The organism is Kamptonema sp. PCC 6506, assembly GCF_000180455.1.
GTDB lineage: Bacteria > Cyanobacteriota > Cyanobacteriia > Cyanobacteriales > Microcoleaceae > Kamptonema > Kamptonema formosum.
In genome coordinates, this window is the sequence record NZ_CACA01000317.1 from 25,338 (window position 1) to 44,077 (window position 18,740).

General features: G+C 45.6%; 17 protein-coding genes. 10 read left to right on the forward strand and 7 right to left on the reverse strand.

Annotation, left to right across the window (positions count from 1 at the left end):
• The first annotated feature begins 311 nt into the window (after positions 1-311).
• A complete protein-coding gene (locus OSCI_RS20525) occupies positions 312-2,288 on the forward strand; it encodes an iron uptake porin (protein WP_007357045.1) in 1,977 nt (658 codons plus the stop codon).
• A gap of 198 nt (positions 2,289-2,486) precedes the next feature.
• Here the strand turns inward: OSCI_RS20525 and OSCI_RS20530 are convergent, their stop codons facing one another.
• The gene (locus tag OSCI_RS20530) at positions 2,487-3,197 is read right to left on the reverse strand and encodes a (2Fe-2S) ferredoxin domain-containing protein (protein ID WP_007357046.1); all 711 of its coding nucleotides are present in this window, start codon (positions 3,195-3,197) and stop codon (positions 2,487-2,489) included.
• Positions 3,198-3,257: 60 nt separating this feature from the next.
• Entirely contained in the window at positions 3,258-3,503 is a 246-nt protein-coding gene (locus OSCI_RS20535) for an Asr1405/Asl0597 family protein (RefSeq protein WP_007357047.1), read from the reverse strand.
• Between the two features lie 359 nt (positions 3,504-3,862).
• On the opposite strand from OSCI_RS20535, the gene OSCI_RS20540 reads away from it, so the two are divergent.
• The 5 genes from OSCI_RS20540 to OSCI_RS20555 all read left to right on the forward strand — a co-directional run bounded on the left by OSCI_RS20540 (position 3,863) and on the right by OSCI_RS20555 (position 8,630).
• On the forward strand, positions 3,863-4,405 hold the full coding sequence (locus tag OSCI_RS20540; protein WP_007357048.1) for a Dps family protein: 543 nt from the start codon (positions 3,863-3,865) through the stop codon (positions 4,403-4,405).
• 594 nt (positions 4,406-4,999) lie between these two features.
• Positions 5,000-6,079, forward strand: coding sequence for a chlorophyll a/b binding light-harvesting protein (locus tag OSCI_RS20545; protein WP_007357049.1), 1,080 nt, complete (start codon positions 5,000-5,002; stop codon positions 6,077-6,079).
• Positions 6,080-6,148: 69 nt separating this feature from the next.
• Positions 6,149-7,624, forward strand: a complete 1,476-nt coding sequence (locus OSCI_RS20550) for a chlorophyll a/b binding light-harvesting protein (protein WP_007357050.1) — start codon at positions 6,149-6,151, stop codon at positions 7,622-7,624.
• A 197-nt stretch (positions 7,625-7,821) separates the two neighbouring features.
• Positions 7,822-8,091: a hypothetical protein gene (locus OSCI_RS28685; protein WP_007357051.1), complete on the forward strand. Its 270-nt coding sequence runs from the start codon at positions 7,822-7,824 to the stop codon at positions 8,089-8,091.
• A 29-nt stretch (positions 8,092-8,120) separates the two neighbouring features.
• Positions 8,121-8,630 (forward strand): transcriptional repressor, encoded by a 510-nt coding sequence (locus OSCI_RS20555; protein WP_007357052.1) that lies wholly within the window; start codon positions 8,121-8,123, stop codon positions 8,628-8,630.
• A 70-nt stretch (positions 8,631-8,700) separates the two neighbouring features.
• On the opposite strand, the gene OSCI_RS20560 is transcribed toward OSCI_RS20555, so the two are convergent.
• From OSCI_RS20560 to fabI, 5 genes are all read right to left on the reverse strand, one after another.
• Positions 8,701-9,180 (reverse strand): NAD(P)H-quinone oxidoreductase subunit N, encoded by a 480-nt coding sequence (locus tag OSCI_RS20560; protein WP_007357053.1) that lies wholly within the window; start codon positions 9,178-9,180, stop codon positions 8,701-8,703.
• Positions 9,181-9,363: 183 nt separating this feature from the next.
• On the reverse strand, positions 9,364-9,564 hold the full coding sequence (locus tag OSCI_RS20565) for a hypothetical protein (protein ID WP_019487501.1): 201 nt from the start codon (positions 9,562-9,564) through the stop codon (positions 9,364-9,366).
• A gap of 278 nt (positions 9,565-9,842) precedes the next feature.
• Complete coding sequence (locus OSCI_RS20570; RefSeq protein ID WP_007357054.1) at positions 9,843-10,739, reverse strand: phosphatidate cytidylyltransferase; 897 nt, start codon at positions 10,737-10,739, stop codon at positions 9,843-9,845.
• Between the two features lie 416 nt (positions 10,740-11,155).
• Positions 11,156-11,794, reverse strand: coding sequence for an imidazoleglycerol-phosphate dehydratase HisB (gene hisB, locus OSCI_RS20575; protein ID WP_007357055.1), 639 nt, complete (start codon positions 11,792-11,794; stop codon positions 11,156-11,158).
• A 193-nt stretch (positions 11,795-11,987) separates the two neighbouring features.
• A complete protein-coding gene (fabI, locus tag OSCI_RS20580) occupies positions 11,988-12,764 on the reverse strand; it encodes an enoyl-ACP reductase FabI (RefSeq protein ID WP_007357056.1) in 777 nt (258 codons plus the stop codon).
• Between the two features lie 472 nt (positions 12,765-13,236).
• Here fabI and ntcA point away from each other — a divergent pair, with 472 nt between their 5' ends.
• The 4 genes from ntcA (at position 13,237) to OSCI_RS20600 (ending at position 18,526) form a co-directional block, all read left to right on the forward strand.
• Complete coding sequence (gene ntcA / locus OSCI_RS20585; RefSeq protein WP_007357057.1) at positions 13,237-13,902, forward strand: global nitrogen regulator NtcA; 666 nt, start codon at positions 13,237-13,239, stop codon at positions 13,900-13,902.
• A 64-nt stretch (positions 13,903-13,966) separates the two neighbouring features.
• The gene (locus OSCI_RS20590) at positions 13,967-15,631 is read left to right on the forward strand and encodes a DUF3084 domain-containing protein (protein ID WP_234708783.1); all 1,665 of its coding nucleotides are present in this window, start codon (positions 13,967-13,969) and stop codon (positions 15,629-15,631) included.
• Between the two features lie 414 nt (positions 15,632-16,045).
• Positions 16,046-16,993, forward strand: a complete 948-nt coding sequence (locus tag OSCI_RS20595; protein WP_007357059.1) for an RsmB/NOP family class I SAM-dependent RNA methyltransferase — start codon at positions 16,046-16,048, stop codon at positions 16,991-16,993.
• Between the two features lie 159 nt (positions 16,994-17,152).
• On the forward strand, positions 17,153-18,526 hold the full coding sequence (locus OSCI_RS20600) for an ABC transporter substrate-binding protein (protein WP_007357060.1): 1,374 nt from the start codon (positions 17,153-17,155) through the stop codon (positions 18,524-18,526).
• Positions 18,527-18,740 lie beyond the last annotated feature (214 nt).

Here is an 18,740-nt window from a genome sequence, read left to right on the forward strand (position 1 = left end):
AGAAGTCTAAAAATAGGCGATCGCACTAGCGAGTAGGAGTCACGCAACGCACAGGGGGGCAAGCAAAACGCGGCTGGTACTCAAAATAAAACCCTGTCAATTGGTGGGAATTAAATTTTCTCCCTTCCTCCCCCAAAAATGGAGAAAATTACCCTTAAGTTGCTGTCAGCTTTAAGCTCAGGTTAAAAAGCTTGACACCGTTACCTTCCAGGCAGTAAAAGAATATTGTCAATCAAGTAAGAAATCAAGACAACCTAGCAGTTGGAACTTGATTCTAAATTTAGATGTTGAGTGTGAGGGCGTGAGGAATAATGAATAAAACTTTTTGGAATCTATTACTAGCATCTCCAGCCATGTTGGGGATGTCTTCAATCATCTGTGCCGCTGCGATCGCGCAAGAAGCGCCCACAACCCCTGAAACCACCCAGGTAGCGACAGCTCAGGCTTCCGATCTCGCTGTTGCTGAATCAATTGCCATCCCAGAAACGCTGACCCTAAACACCAGCGCTTCCCCAGCAGAGGAAATTGCAGCAGTTACCCCCCTAGAGACTAAGAACGAAGCACCAACAGAGTCAAGCAGTAACGCCCAGATTCTTGGGAGTGACATCAAATTAATTCCAGATGCGGCTACCACTGCGCCAGCATCCGAGCTCTCACTTCAAACTACCCCGCTCCAGACGGCTCCGGCAACTTCAGCCCCCACCGCCTTCCCCGAACCAATAGCTCAAGTCCCCGCTGCTGCGCCAACTTCTACCATGGGCGGGCCCATCCTACCAGCATCGCCCTCAATGCAGCCCAGCGGTCAAGCATCTGGGTCATCAAGCGGTATGGCTCAGGTGACATCTGTTTCCCAGTTATCTGACGTGCAGCCTACAGACTGGGCATTCCAAGCCTTGCAATCCCTAGTCGAGCGCTACGGTTGTATCGCAGGTTATCCCGACGGCACATTTCGAGGCAACCGAGCATTAACTCGTTACGAATTTGCCGCAGGTTTGAACGCTTGCTTAGACCAGATTACCCGGCTAATAGGTGGAGCTACTGGTAACTTTGTCACCAAAGAAGACTTAGCCATACTGCAACGTCTGCAAGAAGAATTTGCCGCTGAACTGGCTACCTTACGCGGACGGGTGGACGCACTAGAAGCACGGACAACTGAACTCGAAGCCAATCAGTTCTCCACCACCACCAAGCTGAGCGGAGAAGCGATCTTTGCCGTCAGCGATAGCTACGCGGGAGATATTTCTCTCAATGACGACGACGATGACGATAACGATGACAGCACCAGCACTAACCTGGGCTATCGGGTGCGGCTCAACCTCAACACCAGCTTTACTGGTCGAGACTTATTGAGAACCCGCTTGCAAGCCAGGAACGTTGCCCGATACGATCGCCCCGGAGCGAACAATACCAACATGGCCCGCTTAGGCTTTGACGGTGACGATGGCAACAACTTTACACTCGACCAAGCGTGGTATCGTTTCCCCGCAGGTCGCGCTACAGTCTGGTTTGGCCCGAAAGGACTCTCCATCGACGACATTGCCGAAACGATCACGCCCTTCAACAGTAGCGGTAGCGCTTCTGTTTCCCGATTTGGACAGCGCAACCCCGCCGTGTACAGAGGCCCTGAAGGCGCTGGTGTGGGTATCAATTACGCTTTCAGCAGGAACTTCCGAGCCCAGATAGCCTACCTAGCTAATGATGTGGATGCTCCTAACCCCCAAGAAGGTCGGGGAGTTTTCACTGGTTCCTACACTGCGCTTGGTCAGCTAGCCTTCTCTCTGGGGTCAGGGTTGGACGTGGGCCTGACTTACGCCCATAAATACTTCCGAAGTGGCAGTGTCGGTGTTGGTGGCGGTACGGGTAGTAACTTAGCTGAACAGCCTTTTGGAAGCGGCGCTACCTCCTCAGATAACTTTGGCGCTCAATTTAATTGGAAACCCAGTACGCGCTTTAATCTGGGCGGTTGGTTCGGCTACACCCGTGCTAACCAAGAAAGAGGAGGCAACGATGAAGCCACAATTATGAACGCGGCTATTACTCTAGCATTCCCAGATTTAGGTCGGCGAGGCAACCTATTAGGTTTCGTCGTGGGCGTACCGCCAAAAGTTACGGATAGCGACGACCGAGAAGATGATGAAACTTCCTTGCACATTGAGGGTTTCTATCGTTTCCAAGTAAATGATTTTATCTCAATTACTCCCGGTGTTTTTGTGATTACTAATCCGAATCACAGTGAGGACAGTGACACAATTTTCGTAGGTGTTTTGCGGACTACCTTTAGTTTCTAGGTATCAGCAGTATCTAAACGTCGAGAATGTTTAAGTCCCGATCTAGTTAAAATTAAAAAAGCGGCTGAAAATTGCCGCTTTTTTATTGAGATTTAGCCATATATAGCTGAAGAAAAAAGGAATAATACCAAGGAATTGCAGCAATTAATTAACGTCCTAACGCGGGCAGTTTAACAATTAACAGTTAACAATTAACTATTAACCATTAACAGCAAAATGTTTTTCGATAATTCCAGGGATTTTTGCGGGTTCGATGCGGCTATAGCGGGTTTTATCTGGCATCAAAATAATGTTTGGCCCTGCTTTGCACTGTTTAAGACATCCCGTTCCCTGAATAGTTACGTGGTCTTCCAAGCCGCGATCGCTTAACGCCGTTTCCAAGGCCTGACAGATGGCTCTACCGCCCCGCTTCTGGCAGTCAGACTTTTGACAGACCAAAATTTTAGCCTTAGCTTGAGGGCAATTTGCCTTGGGAGTAACCTTTTTGGCAGAGTCAACATCTCTCCCTTGGTAAGGGATAATAGGAGTGCGATCGCCACAGGAAACAGACAAAGCCGAAGCCAGTTTTTCAATAGATATATCCTCGAAACTCCGAGGCTTGGTAGCCTGGAAATTACCACCAATTAAGGGGGTGATGCTATAAGCTTTCAGTTTAGTTTTGCCATTGTCCAAGTTGAGTTTTTTCTCTCCTACAACCCGAACCGCTAAACCTCGCTTTGCAATTGGAAACAGAGGCGATGTCTCCGGCTGGCTACGCTTACGCAACTCTTTAGAGATTTTGACGACATACTCCTCCCCCGATGCTGCGGCAATTCGCAAGTAGGAGAGTTTGTAACCATCTTCAAGAATAGAACCGACGATCTGCCCCTCAAGGCTGAATTCTGATACTTCTTTGCGTGATTTACACATGGTTCTAGATTGGTTATAAGTTGTTAACGTTTCAAATTGCTTGCGTCTAGTCAAGCGCTACTAGCTGCTTTTCCAGCAGCCTTCCAAACAGGCTTCCAACTCCCAACGGGGGGATCTATACTGCCTTAATACACTCTCTAACTGAGTAGCTTGCAGAGCACTGTTGATTTGCACCCGCAAAGGTTTATCAATAGCACACCAGCAGGTAATCTCTAACTCCTGCAAACGCTGGTAAACTTGCCAGCGGTCTACCCAACTAACCTCAACAATGTGACATGGTTCTGATTCTAGCTCTGATTTATTCATAAATGAAATCCATTTGCACTAATTTTTGTGACTGATGACAAAGATAGAAAGGAAAAACAAGGGCATACAAGAGCTTAGCTGAGGGAGAATTGTTAAGAAAGAAGGTATAAATCTTAAAAAATTAACTCTCTGCCTGTATATTCTTGGTTTCCATGAAGTCCTGATTCTCCAGAACGCCTGTTAGATAGTTACTTTATAGACTATAGCGCAAGTGCGAGTAATTCTCAATAGACCTGCAAGAAAAATTTACCAACTTGTAAGTATTCCTAGTAGTCTGCTTGGCTGAGCTTGACTCAGTGATTTAGCGTGGTAAACTAAGCGGATTGGCAATAAATCTGCCTATTGAGAGGGAACAGACTATGGCTGAAACTCACAGTGCAGTGCGCCCATTTGGCCACCTTGCCGACAATCCAATTTTGCTCGAACATTCAGTCACAGCCCCAGTCTGTGAAGGGATGAATGCTCTGCTGGCAAGTTTTCAGGCGCTTTACCTGCAATATCAAAAGCACCATTTTGTTGTTGAGGGAGCGGAATTTTACTCTCTACACCAGTTTTTTGAAGACAGTTACGGCGATGCTCAAGATCACGTCCACGAATTGGGCGAACGCTTGAATGGTTTGGGCGGTATTCCTGCGGCTGGTTTTAGTAAGTTAGCAGAACTTTGCTGCTTCCAACCGGAAGCTGACGGTGCTTATTCCTGTCGCCAAATGCTCGAACACGATCTGAGTGCGGAGCAAGCGATTATCAGTTTGTTACGCCGTCAAGCAGGACAAGCGGAAAGTTTAGGCGATCGCGGTACGCGCTACTTATACGAAAAAATCCTGCTCAAAACAGAAGAGCGAGCTTATCATCTAGCTCACTTCCTAGCGCCCGATACTTTGGTGCAGTCGAGCTTGAACTAGGAAGAAGGAAGAAGGAAGAAGGAAGAAGGAAGGGAAGAAGGAACAAGCAAGAAGTTAAACGTAGTCCTAACCGCGTTACACATAAGAAAAAAGAGCCTGAGAGCTGTACCTCTCAGGCTTTTTGTGTTGGAGCTGGAAAGGAAATGTAACTGGATTTGGCAACATCTGCCCACAGCGAAGGAACCGCGATCGCGAAACTCTCGCTTCCTAACTCCCAAGTTTAGAAAAACTAGCCGTTTGCCCACCTATGCAAAATTTCCACCGCAAACAGCAGCGAGCTTGTTCTCTAACCTTGTCTTATCAGAGAGGAACATATCCATAGCCATCTGAATAACACTCTAGACTTACTAGAACTATTTGTCAATAACCTCTAAAAATTTTTTTTGCCTTAAAAACCCCCTACTCAGCATTTACGGCTCTAAAATGCTTTGCCTATAAGTATTAAAGCCATTGTTAAAATATATTACAGCTAATTTCCCCCATAACTAATGAAATATTTTATAAATAGCCCTTGACAAACCAGAAGAAATTATTGATTATTAATTTCAATAAGCTTTAACCAGCTTAAAACCTACTGACTCAAGAGGTGAACCCATGAGCAACATGGTCGCAAAATCCTTTCCAGGCGAAGGAAAATCCTTTCCCTGGTGGGCGGGGAATGCCCGCTTAACAAACCTTTCCGGCCGACTGCTGGGAGCCCACGTTGCCCATGCAGGCCTAATCGTCCTATGGGCGGGAGCCTACACCCTATTTGAACTCTCCCGCTTCAACCCAGAGCAACCCATGTACGAACAAGGCCTAATCCTGCTGCCGAATCTAGCACGGCTGGGCTTTGGCGTTGGAGCCGGGGGTCAAATTGTCGATACCTACTCCTACTTCGCGATCGGAGTCATACACCTGATTAGCTCAGCATTTCTCGGCTTCGGCGGCATCTTTCACTCCCTCAAAGGGCCCGAAACCCTAGAAGAAAGAACCCCCTTCTTCGGGTATCGCTGGGAAGATGCAGACAAAATGACCACCATCCTTGGCATTCACCTAACTTTATTGGGTCTAGGTGCTGCCTTGTTGGTGGCCAAAGCCATGTATTTTAGTGGGCTTTATGATACCACAATCCAGAACGTGCGGGTGATTTCCAATCCCACCCTCAACCCCGCCACCATTTTCGGCTACCTCTTCGGAGTCAACGGCAAAAACTGGATTGCTGGAGTTGACAACCTCGAAGATGTTGTCGGCGGTCACATTTGGGTCAGCATCCTCTGCATTGGCGGCGGTTTCTGGCACATCAGCACTCAACCCTTCCCTTGGGCAAAACGGCTGTTTGTCTGGTCAGGGGAAGCTTACCTTTCCTACAGCCTGGGAGCCTTAGCCTTAATGGGGTTTATCGCTACCTATTTTGTCTCAGTTAACACCCTGGTTTACCCAGAAGAATTTTTTGGCCCGGCTTTAAATATCGGTTTTGAGCAATTCCCTTACTTCCATCGCGGCGAAATGCTCACTTCTCGCGTTTGGCTAGCAAACGCCCACTTCTGGCTGGCCTTCTTCCTGTTACAAGGGCATATTTGGCACGCCTTGCGAGCCGCAGGATTTGACTTCCGCCAAGGCAAAGTTGTCGAGGCCACCCGCGAAGATATTCAGCCAGAAAGCCGCCAAGTCGCGATGAATCCAGCCAGTTAACTATGGTCACGCCGCCATTCTGGGCGGTCAATAATCCCTCAGTTTTGCTCAATTTAGGAGTTAGTACAAATGCAAGCAATAGCTGATTCAACATCAGTACCACCAACAGAAAACCCAGAACAAGAGTATGGCTGGTGGGCGGGAAATGCCCGTTTTACCAATCTTTCAGGACTACTTTTAGGAGCCCATGTAGCTCACGCTGGCTTAATAACACTCTGGGCCGGGGCGATGACTCTGTTTGAGCTCTCCAATTTCAACCCCGCGCAGCCGATGTTTGATCAAGGTTTAATCTTGCTTCCCAACTTAGCGCGGTTAGGCTTTGGTGTTAGTGCGGGCGGTCAAGTTGTCGATACTTATCCTTACTTTGTCATCGGCGTTTTGCACCTAATTAGTTCTGCTGTTCTCGGTGCTGGCGGCCTTTATCATTCCCTACTTGGCCCTAGCATCTTGCCGAAAAATCATACTTTTTTTGGCTCTTTCGGTTACGACTGGGAAGACAAAGACAAGATGACAACTATCATTGGCATTCACTTATTACTGCTAGGTTTAGGTGCGTGGTTATTGGTAGGGAAAGCAATGTTTTGGGGCGGTGTTTATGACCCCATTGCCGCAGATGTCCGAGTTATTTCTAACCCTACGCTCAATCCTGGTCGGATTTTTGGCTATCTCTTCGGTTTCTGGGGCTCGCAAGGTATGGCCGCAGTTAACAATCTTGAAGATGTCATCGGCGGTCATATTTGGGTGGGGATTCTCTGTATTAGCGGCGGTTTTTGGCACATCTTTACTAAGCCTTTTCGCTGGGCCGAGCGCGTGTTGTTTTGGTCGGGTGAAGCCTATCTTTCTTACAGCTTAGGTGCTCTGGCTTATATGGGCTTTTTGGCAGCCTATTTCGTAACCGTAAATAACACTGTTTATCCAGAGGTTTTCTACGGCCCTGTGGGTTTAACTGGCCCTGATGCGGTTGTAATTTCTTCGCGGACTTGGCTGGCAACTGCTCACTTTGTCTTAGCAGTTGTCGTGTTGTGCGGTCACATTTGGCACGCGCTGCGCGTGCGGACAAAAGCGGTGGGATTTGATTTTCGTTCTGGGGAGTTTGTGAAGCAATCTCCTAGCGATATTCAAGTTGAAACTGCAATGGGTTCAATGAGTTTTTCTGATGTGAGTGTAACTTTATTGCGGAATTTACCGATTTACCGCAAAGGTTTATCTCCCATTGTCAGAGGGTTAGAAGTAAGCTTAGCTCACGGATATTTTCTAGTGGGAATCTTTGTAGTATTGATTCCTTTGCAACAAAAGAGTTTAGCACCTTTGGCTGGGTTGCTTGCTGCCCTCGCAGTAATCTTAATTTTGTCAATACTACTTTCTATTTATGAGAATGGAAAGCGGGAAAAAGGCAAGGTTTTCTATTGGCAAAAAACACCTGAAGATTGGAGCTTATTCCGGGGTGGTTTTGTCCTTGGCGGTTCTAGTGGAGCTTTCTTAGCTTATTTACTGCTAGAAAACTTTGCGGGTATTGATGCAATTTTGCGAGGCGTTGTGAACTAAAACAGGACTTATAAAAATCATCCGTAATGCCGCCAATAGGTATGATTTCTTGACCACCAGGATGGCGGCGTTACGTCAAGCTTACGTAAGTCTTGTTTTAGTTTTCCGCTACAGAAACAGAGTTTTGGCGAATTGCCTTACTCTGTTTCTTAATCAAGATTTATGGAAATTGTTTATAAACTTGAGAGAATTCATCTATGAATGTTGTAATTTACTGTTTCTGTACCTGGACGCTACTTGTTCTATTTTTATGGAGTGTTTGGCAAGCATTACGAGAGGGTATTTCTCAAATCACGCGGCTGCATAAAATTCCCTGTTCTGACTGTGAGTTTTTTACTAATGACTATCGCCTTAAATGTACGGTGCGACCTTTTAGTGCTTGTACAGAGGAGGCGATTGGCTGTTCTGACTTTGAACCAAGAACCAGTTCTTGTAATGCTTGTCAGCAACGTTGCAGTAAGTTTTAATCGTAATATTTTGTTTGGAGGATTTTGATATGTCGTTTTACAAAACTAACTCACTCAAAGCTGAACTAAATCAAAGGGGATGTCGCCTGACTCCCCAGAGAGAAACTATCTTGAATGTATTTCAAAATTTGCCGGAAGGCAATCATTTAAGTGCAGAAGAATTGTACAATATTTTGAAGGAGGGAGGAGAAAGTATTGGTTTGTCTACTGTGTATAGAACTCTGCATTTAATGGCTAATATTGGCATTTTGCGGGAACTAGAACTGGCGGAGGGTCACAAACATTATGAACTGAATTTACCTCAATCTCATCACCATCATCATTTAGTTTGTCTTCAATGTCATAAGACGTTTGAATTTAATGATGAATCAATTTTAAAGATTGGTAATAAGCAGGTTGAGAAAGCAGGTGTAGAACTGCTTGACTGCCAGTTGACGGTTCGGACAGTTTGTATAGAAGCTTTGCAGGAGGGTTGGCCTTCTTTACTTCCTAGCAATTGGCTGTGTTCGAGACATCACTCACAAAGGCAGGAGAATTAAGTTAACAGTTAACGGTTAACGGTTAACTGTCAACTGTTTTAAAAATGGCGCGATCGCATTCAGCTTGAGTTTAAGCTGCGGCGATTAAGGCATCTTTTAGGGGAGTCCAGCGAAAGGCGCGATCGCCTCCCATTTCCACTACTACTTTCACTCGTGGCTCTAAACTAGGTAAAACTGTCAAATATTCAATTTCCTGACGGGATAAAACAAACCCCTCAATGATCCACAGTACCAACCCTTTGGCTTTCGGGGGCAAGTGCTCCAATTGAGTATTTACCACTGGGGGCAGATAATAAACATAGCCGACTGAGGCCTCATTACCAGTAGTTTTTTTACCAAGGTGGGGAGGTCTTACGCCGTGAACCCCTGTTAGATAAGCAGCTAAGTCACCTAAACCCCGCGCTGTGATATTGTGGGTGCTGTAGCTTGCAGCTCTAAGTCGCCGCTGGTAGCGCCCTTCAAATCCACCCTCTAAGGGGACGTAGACGGCCAGGGAACCCGACTTCTCTAAATCCCGAATCATCTTCGAGCCAGTTATAATCAGTGTCATAGGTTTGACTTATTTTCTGTTAAATTTTGTCTGTTGCTACTTGCGAGCTACGCAAATATTGTACACAACCTATTAAATTTAACTCTAGTCGCCCTACTTAATTTAGATCGTACTATAAAATTATAAGTAAAATTATAAGTAGAGATGCTGGTAATTATCTTTTTTCCAGCACTCTATTTGAGGTTAATCTACTATTGAGAGCCATCCCCGACGTACAGCGTACAGCAATCTAGTAATAATTTTGTGGTCTGGTTCGCTGAGGGAATTGGTTAATATTGCCGACTGAAGTTGTTGCCGGTGCTTCCGATTAATACCGCCTGACTTCCAGGCTGTAAAGTACAGTTCTGAAATGATCAATTCTGGGAGAAACGCTTGAGTTGTCATTAGCAGTGAAAAACATCTATGCCTTTAATATCGGGCAAAGTTAGCAAAGTGTATGTGACTGCCATCATGAAGACGATGTGATAGTTTTCTGCCTAAAGGCTGATGGAAGTCCCTTATAGCCAGTGATAGGAATAAAAGATCGGAGTGATATGGGTCAATATCAAGAGTGAGACAAATCAATGACTGTGACTTTAGCAGCAAAATCAGACATCCCAACATATCCTCTGAGCTGGAAAAATAGGATGCGATCGCAACCCTAAACAAGATCGGGCTCTGGTTCAGAAAAAAGAATCCATTAACGGCAATGCCAGAGTTACAAAATAGTAAACTAAGGGCGCAGTAAAAACATAGCTATCAGTGCGATCGAGAATACCACCGTGACCGGGGATCAACTGCCCGGAATCCTTGACCCCAGCATCTCGCTTCATCATGGACTCCGTTAAATCTCCCAACAGACTAGCGATGCCAATCAATAAACCCAAAACTACGCCAGTATAGGGCCACCCTGGCCAGTTCAAATACCAAGATCCCGCTACTGCTACTGCAACGCTACCGCCCACTCCGAACACAGCACCTTCTACCGTCTTTTTGGGGCTAATGTGGGACAGGGAGGTGCGACCAAAGAATTTACCCATGAAGTAAGCGCCGATATCAGCGGCCCAGATACAGCCGAAAGCTAATAGCAGCGTCGTTAACCCTAAAGGTAAAGTGCGGGCATTTGTCCAATCCGGCCAGTAGTCGTTAATGGGTGCATTACTGGCCACAGCCTGAGACATGGCAGATGCAGTTTGGTCGAGCCCGACTCGCAGCCTTACCCAATAGCTGGGCAAATAACCGCCGTAGAACAATCCCAAGATTGAGGAAGAAATGTCTGCGATCGTTGACAACTTGGGTTGGAACAACAGGTAAAAACAGATTAAGGTTCCTGCTAAGGCAAACATGGCATCTACCAGGTTTGGTGCCAGGGCCGCAGTTACTAGCAAAACTTGACTGACGGCTAAGGTAGTTTTGCCAGCGGGTGCAATACCCTTGGCGCGGGCGAGTTGAAAATATTCCTGCTGACCGAGGTAGACAATAATCCCAAAGCCGATGGTGAAGTACCATCCCCCTAAAAAAATCATTCCCAACGCAAGGGCGATCGCAACTATTCCACTGAGGATACGAGACCAAGGCATAAAACGAATTTCTCTTGCAGACTGCTAGGCGGGTCAATCCAGCTATTGAAGCTCTTAGATCTAGTATGAAGGTTAAATGAACGTAAAAAAGGTTAAGAATTACATTTGCCACTTATTTTAAGTAGAAGGAAGAAGGAAGAAGGAAGAAGGAAGAAGGAAGAATGTTTATACAGTCAGCTTTTTAGCCATCCTTATCTTATGTTTAACTAGGTGGAGCTACTTAATTAGGAAAGCAGGCAAAATGTAGAAGGTAGAGGGCAGAGGGTAAAAAGTAGAGGTCACAAAGCAGAGGTCACAAAGCAGAGGTCACAAAGCAGAGTTCACAAAGTAGAAGGCCAAAATTTGAGGTCATTTCCCTTCTAGATCGTAAATCCTTCTTTTTTCTTCTTGCGGTTATAAATTTTTGACCAATATATCTACAGAACTCCCTTAGAACTTGGAATCGCACTGGCACGGCGGGGATCGATTTCCACAGCCATCCGCAAAGCACGGGCAAAAGCCTTAAAGGTTGCTTCAATAATATGATGAGAATTAATTCCGTCTAACTGCCGAATGTGCAATGTCATTTGAGCATGATTGCATACTGCCATGAAAAATTCTCTGACTAACTGGGTGTCGTAAGTACCCACCCGCTGAGTTGGAATTTCTAATCCATAACTACAGTAAGGGCGGCCAGAAAAGTCTAATACTACTTGAATTAAAGCTTCATCTAAAGGGGCAATGAAATGACCAAAGCGGACAATTCCTTTGCGATCGCCTAGCGCTTTCCCCAAGGCCTGGCCCAGCGTAATTCCCACATCTTCGTTTGTGTGGTGGTCGTCAATTTCTAGATCGCCGATCGATTGTACGTCTAGATCGATCAGGCCGTGAGAAGATAACTGGTGCATCATGTGGTCTAGAAAGGGAATTCCTGTCGCTGCCTTACAAGTGCCTATGCCGTCCAGATTCAGGATGACTGTTACATCTGTTTCTCCAGTGGTGCGTTTGACGGACGCGGCTCTAGCTTGGTGGGTGATGTTGGCAGGAGGAAGAGAAGAGCGATCGCTAATTTGCATAATTGTTAATTGTTAGTTGTTAGTTGTTAGTTGTTAATTGTTAGTTGTTAGTTGTTGGTGTGTAAGTCCTGTAAATTTTAAATTTTTACTTACTTTTAACTAAAGCATAATCATTCACAAATGTAGTTAACCGTTAACAGTTAACCGTTAACAGTTAACCGTTAACCGTTAACAATTAACTACTAACAATTAACTACATTCCCATAATTTCGTAACCAGCGTCCACGTATAAAATCTGACCCGTGATCCCGCTAGCCAAGTCGCTGCATAGGAAAGCTGCTGTATTTCCTACTTCTACTTGAGTCACAGTTCGCCGCAAGGGGGCAACTTCTTCTACGTGGTGAATCATGTCTAAAATGCCACCAACTGCGGAGGAAGCTAGAGTGCGAATGGGGCCTGAAGAAATTGCATTCACCCGAATATTTTGGGGGCCAAGTTCAGCGGCCAAATAACGGACATTCATTTCTAATGCCGCCTTAGCAATACCCATAACATTATAGTTTGGTATTACTCGCACTCCCCCCAAATAAGTCAGAGTGAGAATACTACCACCCTCAGTCATTAGAGGTTTAGCAGCCGCACTCATCTGCACTAGGGAGTAAGCGCTAATTTCCAAAGCTTGAGTGAAACCTTTGCGGGAAGTATTGCTGAAGTCGCCTGAGAGTTCATCCTTGCCAGCAAAGGCTAGACAGTGGATGAGGATGTCTAATTTTCCCCATTTGTCGCGGATTGTCTCAAAAGTAGACTTGATTTCGTTGTCGTCTTGGACATTGCAAGGTAGATAGAGACTGGGATTGAGCGGTTCTACGAGTTCCGCCACTTTTCTTTCGTGTCGGCCCTTTTCGTCCGCTAGATAAGTGATCCCAAGATTAGCCCCAGCTTTGTGGAGCTGCTGGGCAATGCCCCAAGCAATCGAGCGATTGTTGGCAATGCCAGTTACAAGAGCGTTTTTTCCAGTCAAATTTAGCATAGTAGTATATTCTATAAGCAATTGGTACGATGATCAAAAGTGGTTTGCCTCTGTTAACTCCAGTTACAGGTTTCGCGATCGCGATCCAAGGTTACTGAGTTCTGGGCTGCTGACCTGAAGGCGATCGCCCGATGGCGATCGCGATCGCCTGGTAGACCTTCGTTACCTTTGTCTCTTGTGAAATTACAGCCGATAAGTGTAAGTTATTACAAGTTTTGTTTAATTTAATATTAAATTAAAATCATTCGCGTCGTTTCCCTCTCAGGGCTCAAGCCACTGAGTTTCCCACTTACCGAACTTTTTTATGAACATAATGTCTGAGAGTCCAAAGGAACTTTCGTTTTATAACAAAATATCCTGAACACCCTTTGCGTCCAGCTTGGGGAGAAAAGGTAAGGGCAGGATAAATCCTGTCAGTGAAAGATGATTCGGGTGAGTATCAATTGCATTGGTTAGTACAAAGGATCTAGTCGTGACTCATGATAGACCGCTAGCAGCCGTGTTCCGCCAAATTAGCGGCGGAGCGTTTCCCCCCGTTGTCGAAAGCTTTGAACGGGGGAAGACTATATTTTTCCCTGGAGACCCGGCTGAGCGCGTCTATGTTCTCATTAAAGGTGCCGTTAAGCTCTCTAGGGTTTATGAGGCGGGGGAAGAAATTACCGTAGCTCTACTACGGGAAAATAGTGTGTTTGGGGTGTTGTCTCTGATTACGGGACATCGTTCTGACAGGTTTTACCACGCGGTGGCTTTTACGCCGGTGGAATTGCTCTCGGTGCCCATTGAACAGGTGGAGAAGGCTCTTAAGGACGATCCAGAACTGTCGATGGTGATGTTGCGGGGGTTGTCCTCGCGGATTTTGCAAACTGAGATGATGATTGAGACGCTGGCTCACCGGGATATGGGATCGAGGTTGGTCAGTTTCCTGTTGATTCTGTGCCGGGATTTTGGCGTTCCGGGGGCGGAGGGGATTACGATCGATTTGAAGTTGTCTCACCAGGCGATCGCGGAGGCGATTGGTTCGACGCGGGTGACTGTGACTCGTTTGCTTGGGGATCTCAGGCAAGAGAAAATGATCTCGATCCATAAGAAAAAGATCACGGTTCATAATCCGGTAGCCCTAAGCCAGCAATTCACTTAAATTAGAAGGAGGAAGGGCTGAACTTCTGCTCTCTAGAATCAATCGATAGCTTATCTATTCAGAGTTGGGTCTTCCTTCATCTAAGGGTTCGATGACTGCCGGATATATCCTGGTAATTGTAATGCTAATTTTGGGGGGCGCGATCGCTACCCTGAGCGATCGCTTAGGTACGAAAGTTGGTAAGGCTAGGCTTAGTCTTTTCAAACTCCGCCCCCGGAATACGGCTGTTTTGGTTACGGTTCTGACTGGTAGTATTTTGTCGGGGACTACTCTGGGGATTTTGTTCGCGGCGAGTAAGCCTTTGCGAACGGGTGTGTTTGGAATTGATGAGATTCAGAAGCGGCTGAATACTGCTCGTAAGGAGCTCAACCAAACGACGCAGGCTAAAAATCAAGTGGAAGCTGAGCTGGCTAAGGCTAGGGAGGCTCAAGCACAAGCAAGGGCGAGTTTGGATGAGATTAATCGTTCTTTGGAGGCGGCGAATGCTGAGCAAGCTGAGACTGAGGCTAAGTTAAATTCGCTGAGAACTCAACTGAATCGGGTGGAGGATGCGAAATCCCGCACTCAGGAACAATTGAGTAGGGTGGAGGCTGCGAGGACGCGCACTGAGTCGCAGTTAAATCAAACTCAGAGTCAGTTAAAAACTGTTTCTAAACAAAAGAGGGCTCTGGGGGCGGAGATCGCTCAGTTGCAAGCGGAACAGGAAGAATTGAGGGAACAGGGAGAACGGGTTAAGGCCCAAATTGCTCAGCGCGATCGCGATATTGCTCAGCGGGAGAAGGATATTGCTCAGCGCGATCGCGCTATTGCTCAACAGGATCGGAATATTGCTCAGCGCGATCGCGATATTGCTGAGCGTAATGCAGAAATTGCTCAGCGCGATCGCTTTTTGCAGGAACGGGAACAGGCGATTGCGGAGCGAGATTTGGTAATTGCGGAACGGGAAGCGCTGTTGAAAAAGTTGGGAGAAGAACAAGCTTCTTTGGAGGATCAGCAAGCCTATTTGCAGCAGCAAGTGCAAATTTTAGAGAGGGATTTTCAGGCAATTCGCAGCGGTACTGTGGCGATTCGGCGGGGGCAAATTTTAGCCGCTGGCGTGGTGCGGATTCTGGAACCACCTGTAGCCCAGCAAGCCGTAGATCGCTTGTTGCAGGAGGCTAATCGAGCGACTGTGCGGTTGATTCAACCTGGCAAACCGAATGGCAATGAGCAGGTAATTGATATTACGAAGGCTGAGGTTGAGCAGTTGATGGTTCAGATTAAGGATGGTCAAGATTATGTGGTGCGAATTTTGGCGGCTGCGAATTATCTTCAGGGTGAAAAACGGATTCAGGTTTTTGCGGAGGCGGAGATCAATCGTGTTGTGTTTCGTGAGGGAGATGTGGTGGCGGGAACTACGATTAATCCCTCAAATTTGACGGATGAAGATGTGCGGAAAAAGCTGGAAAAGTTGATCGATGCTTGCAATTTTCGTGCTAATTTTATGGGGATTGTTGGGGGGCGAGTGCAAATTGCTGATGATAAGATTGAAACTTTGTTAGCTTTTATTGAGCAATTACAGCAGTACGATCAGCCTTTGGATGTGCAGGCGATCGCGGCTGATGTGACTTATACGGCTGGGCCGCTGAAAATTAATTTGGTGGCTATTGATAATGGGGTGGTACTTTTTGGTACGGGGCCAGTGGGGCCGGCGAAGGGGGGAGCTGAGAAGATTGACAGTCATCTATGATGTTAATGGGATGAGAATGTCATTGGGAGTTCTGCGAAGCAATCTCTAGGCCCTGCGATTGCTTCACTCTGAAACCCGCCAGGGGTTTTAACCATTTATTAGACAGGGGTTTTAACCCCTGGCGGCTTCAGCTTAAGTAGGACTTACACATGGGGCTCCAGAAACCGGGTTTTTGAGAGAATCTTTGGGTAAAAACGAAGTATTTTCGTCAAAAAACCCGGTTTCTTTAGTTGGGTGCGTAATTCCTATTTATTCTTGCCTCTAAGATGTTCTAGGTTGAGACAGTAACCGTTTGGCTTTTGCAGGGAAATCTCAGCTTGCCTACCATTGAGTAGTTTCATAGCGATAGGATAAAATGATTGCCTCTAAGAGTAATAGTTTAAATCTCTAACAGACGATCGTACCTTCTTAAATATGGAAAAACCTTCTAACCTCTTACTAAAACTCACCCGTAACCTATTTACCGACACCACAGAACAAGAAAGATTTATCCAAGCAATAGTCAATCCTCAACCCTTTAATCCCTGCATACTTTGGCTAGAATCAAAACCAATAATCCACCCTTTTACTGTTGAAACTCCCACAACTTGGCAACCCGAATTTGTAGATAGACTTGCCATCAATACCAAACCAGGAAAACATCAACTTCATGAAAGCGGACATTACTACTGTCTTGACTTTTCTTCAATCTTCGCCGCCTCCCTATTATTAACTATATCTCAACCAATTAAACTAATCTTAGATATGTGCGCTGCACCGGGAGGTAAAAGTATCTTTGCTTGGAAAATATTACACCCAGAATTACTCATATCTAACGAAGTTATTGGCAAACGCATCGGAATGTTAATCTCTAACCTCAAGCGTTGCCAAATTAGCCAATCCGTTGTCACCAGTGCCGATTCAGAAAAATTAGCAGAAATCATACCTCAAACTGCTAACCTAGTAATAGTAGATGCCCCATGTACGGGTCAATCATTACTTGCTAAAGGAGAAAAAGCCCCCGGATGCTTCCATCCAGTAACCATAAATAGTAATGCCAATCGTCAAAAAAGAATTTTAGCGAACTCGGCTAAAATAGTAGCACCGCAAGGATATCTCGCCTATATGACTTGTACTTACTCACCCGCAGAAAATGAACAAGTCACAGAATGGTTTATCGCTAAGTTTCCCCAATTTCAGCCAGTTGAAGTTCCTGATTTGGCAGCTCATCAATCTCATTTAACAACTTTACATTGCTATCGGATGTGGCCGCAAGATAGACTAGGAGCAGGTGCTTTTACAGTTCTATTTCAAAATCAAGAGGAAGGACGGATAAATCAACTCTCAGCAGATTTCTTAGATGCTACCAGATTTAAGTTGTAGGGTAGGTGGTGCTTGGAAAATACATTTTTTAATGTAAGATATAATGTAAGATATAAATTATGGCAGCACCCACCTTACTACAAATTTTAAAAATATCCTGGCGATTGAAATCGCGGCTAGACAAACAAAGTCCGCCTACGCGGACTAATAAGATTTACAATGATTTTATCTCAATTTGTTGGCACAATTAAATCTCGAATCATTCGCCGCTGGCGAAGACAAGGGAAACTAATCTCTTCCATTATCTTGACGCTCGCTTTACTGATTTTAGGCGGTTGTCAAAATTATCCAAATTCCCAATCTAAAAACAGCGACCCTATTTATCTTACCCTGTGGCATGGCATCAACCCGCCGCCAAATCGCGACATATTTCAATCTCTCGTAAACAAATTTAATCAAACTCACCCCAAAATCAAAATCGAAGCCTTCTATGTTGGTCAACCAGACCAACAGATGCCAAAAATCTTAACCTCAGTAGTGGGAAATACACCACCAGATTTACTCTGGTACAATCCCACAATTGCAGGTCAGCTAGTAGAATTAGAAGCAATTAGACCTTTAGAAGAATGGTTAGATAAATCTCCCCTGAAAGTAGAAATCGATCCAGCTTTATTTGAGTCAATGGAACTCGACGGCCACACTTGGTCAATTCCATTGGGTACTAACAATACTGCTATTTTTTATCGTCCTAGCTTATTTAAACAAGCAGGTATCAAAAAATTGCCTGAAACTTGGGAAGAGTTTAGAATTGCAGCCAAAACTCTTACTCAAGATCGAAATAAAGATGGGCGTAAAGATCGATACGGCCTGATGCTATCGCTAGGCAAAGGAGAATGGGTAGTTTTTACTTGGTTGCCCTTCATGTTCAGTGCTGGCGGTGAATTTGTTAATCGGAAATTAGAACTGGGAACACAAGTAGATAATACCCAATTAGCAATTCCTAGTATAGATAATCCTGGTGCGATCGCGGCCTTGCAATTGTGGCAAAATATCCTCAAAGATGGATCGGCAACACTTTCCGCCCCAGAGAGAGGTTACGAACTCGATAGTTTCATCGCCGGCAAAGTTGCCATGCAAATTACTGGGCCTTGGACGTTATTACAATTGCAGCAAAGCGGCATAGATTACGGCGTTTTGCCGATACCAATCCTCAAACGCCCAGCGGCCGTCACGGGAGGAGAAAACCTATATTTAATGAAAACGTCACCTCAAAGAGAACAAGCAGCCTGGGAATTTTTAGAGTATGTTCTAAGTGAAGAATTCCAAACAGCTTGGGCTTTAGGGACTGGATATCTGCCAATTAATCTCAAATCAAGAGAAAGTCAGACCTACCAGGCATTTGTCGATCGCAACCCAGTTTTGCGAGTTTTCCTAGAACAGATGAAATCAGCGCGATCGCGACCCATTATTTCCGGTTACTCTCGACTGTCCGAAAATTTAGGTCGTGCCATAGAAGCAACCCTTTTAGGCCGCCGCCCGGAAGATGCCCTCAAGGACTCTCAAAAGCGTTTAGACTTAATTTTCAATAGGTAGACTGTTAACTGTTAACTGTTAACTGTGTAACTGTAATCAAAACTTTGGCGATGGGTTTCAAGGGGGCGCTTCTTCCTTCTTCCTTCTTCCTTCTTCCCTCTTCCTTCTTCCTTCGGTTCTTACCCGATCGGCCACAGATCGCCTACCATCAGCTATAGAAGCATTTTTTCCCTGCTGTCAGGGCGGCTCGCAGCTCTTGATGCCCCATCCACGA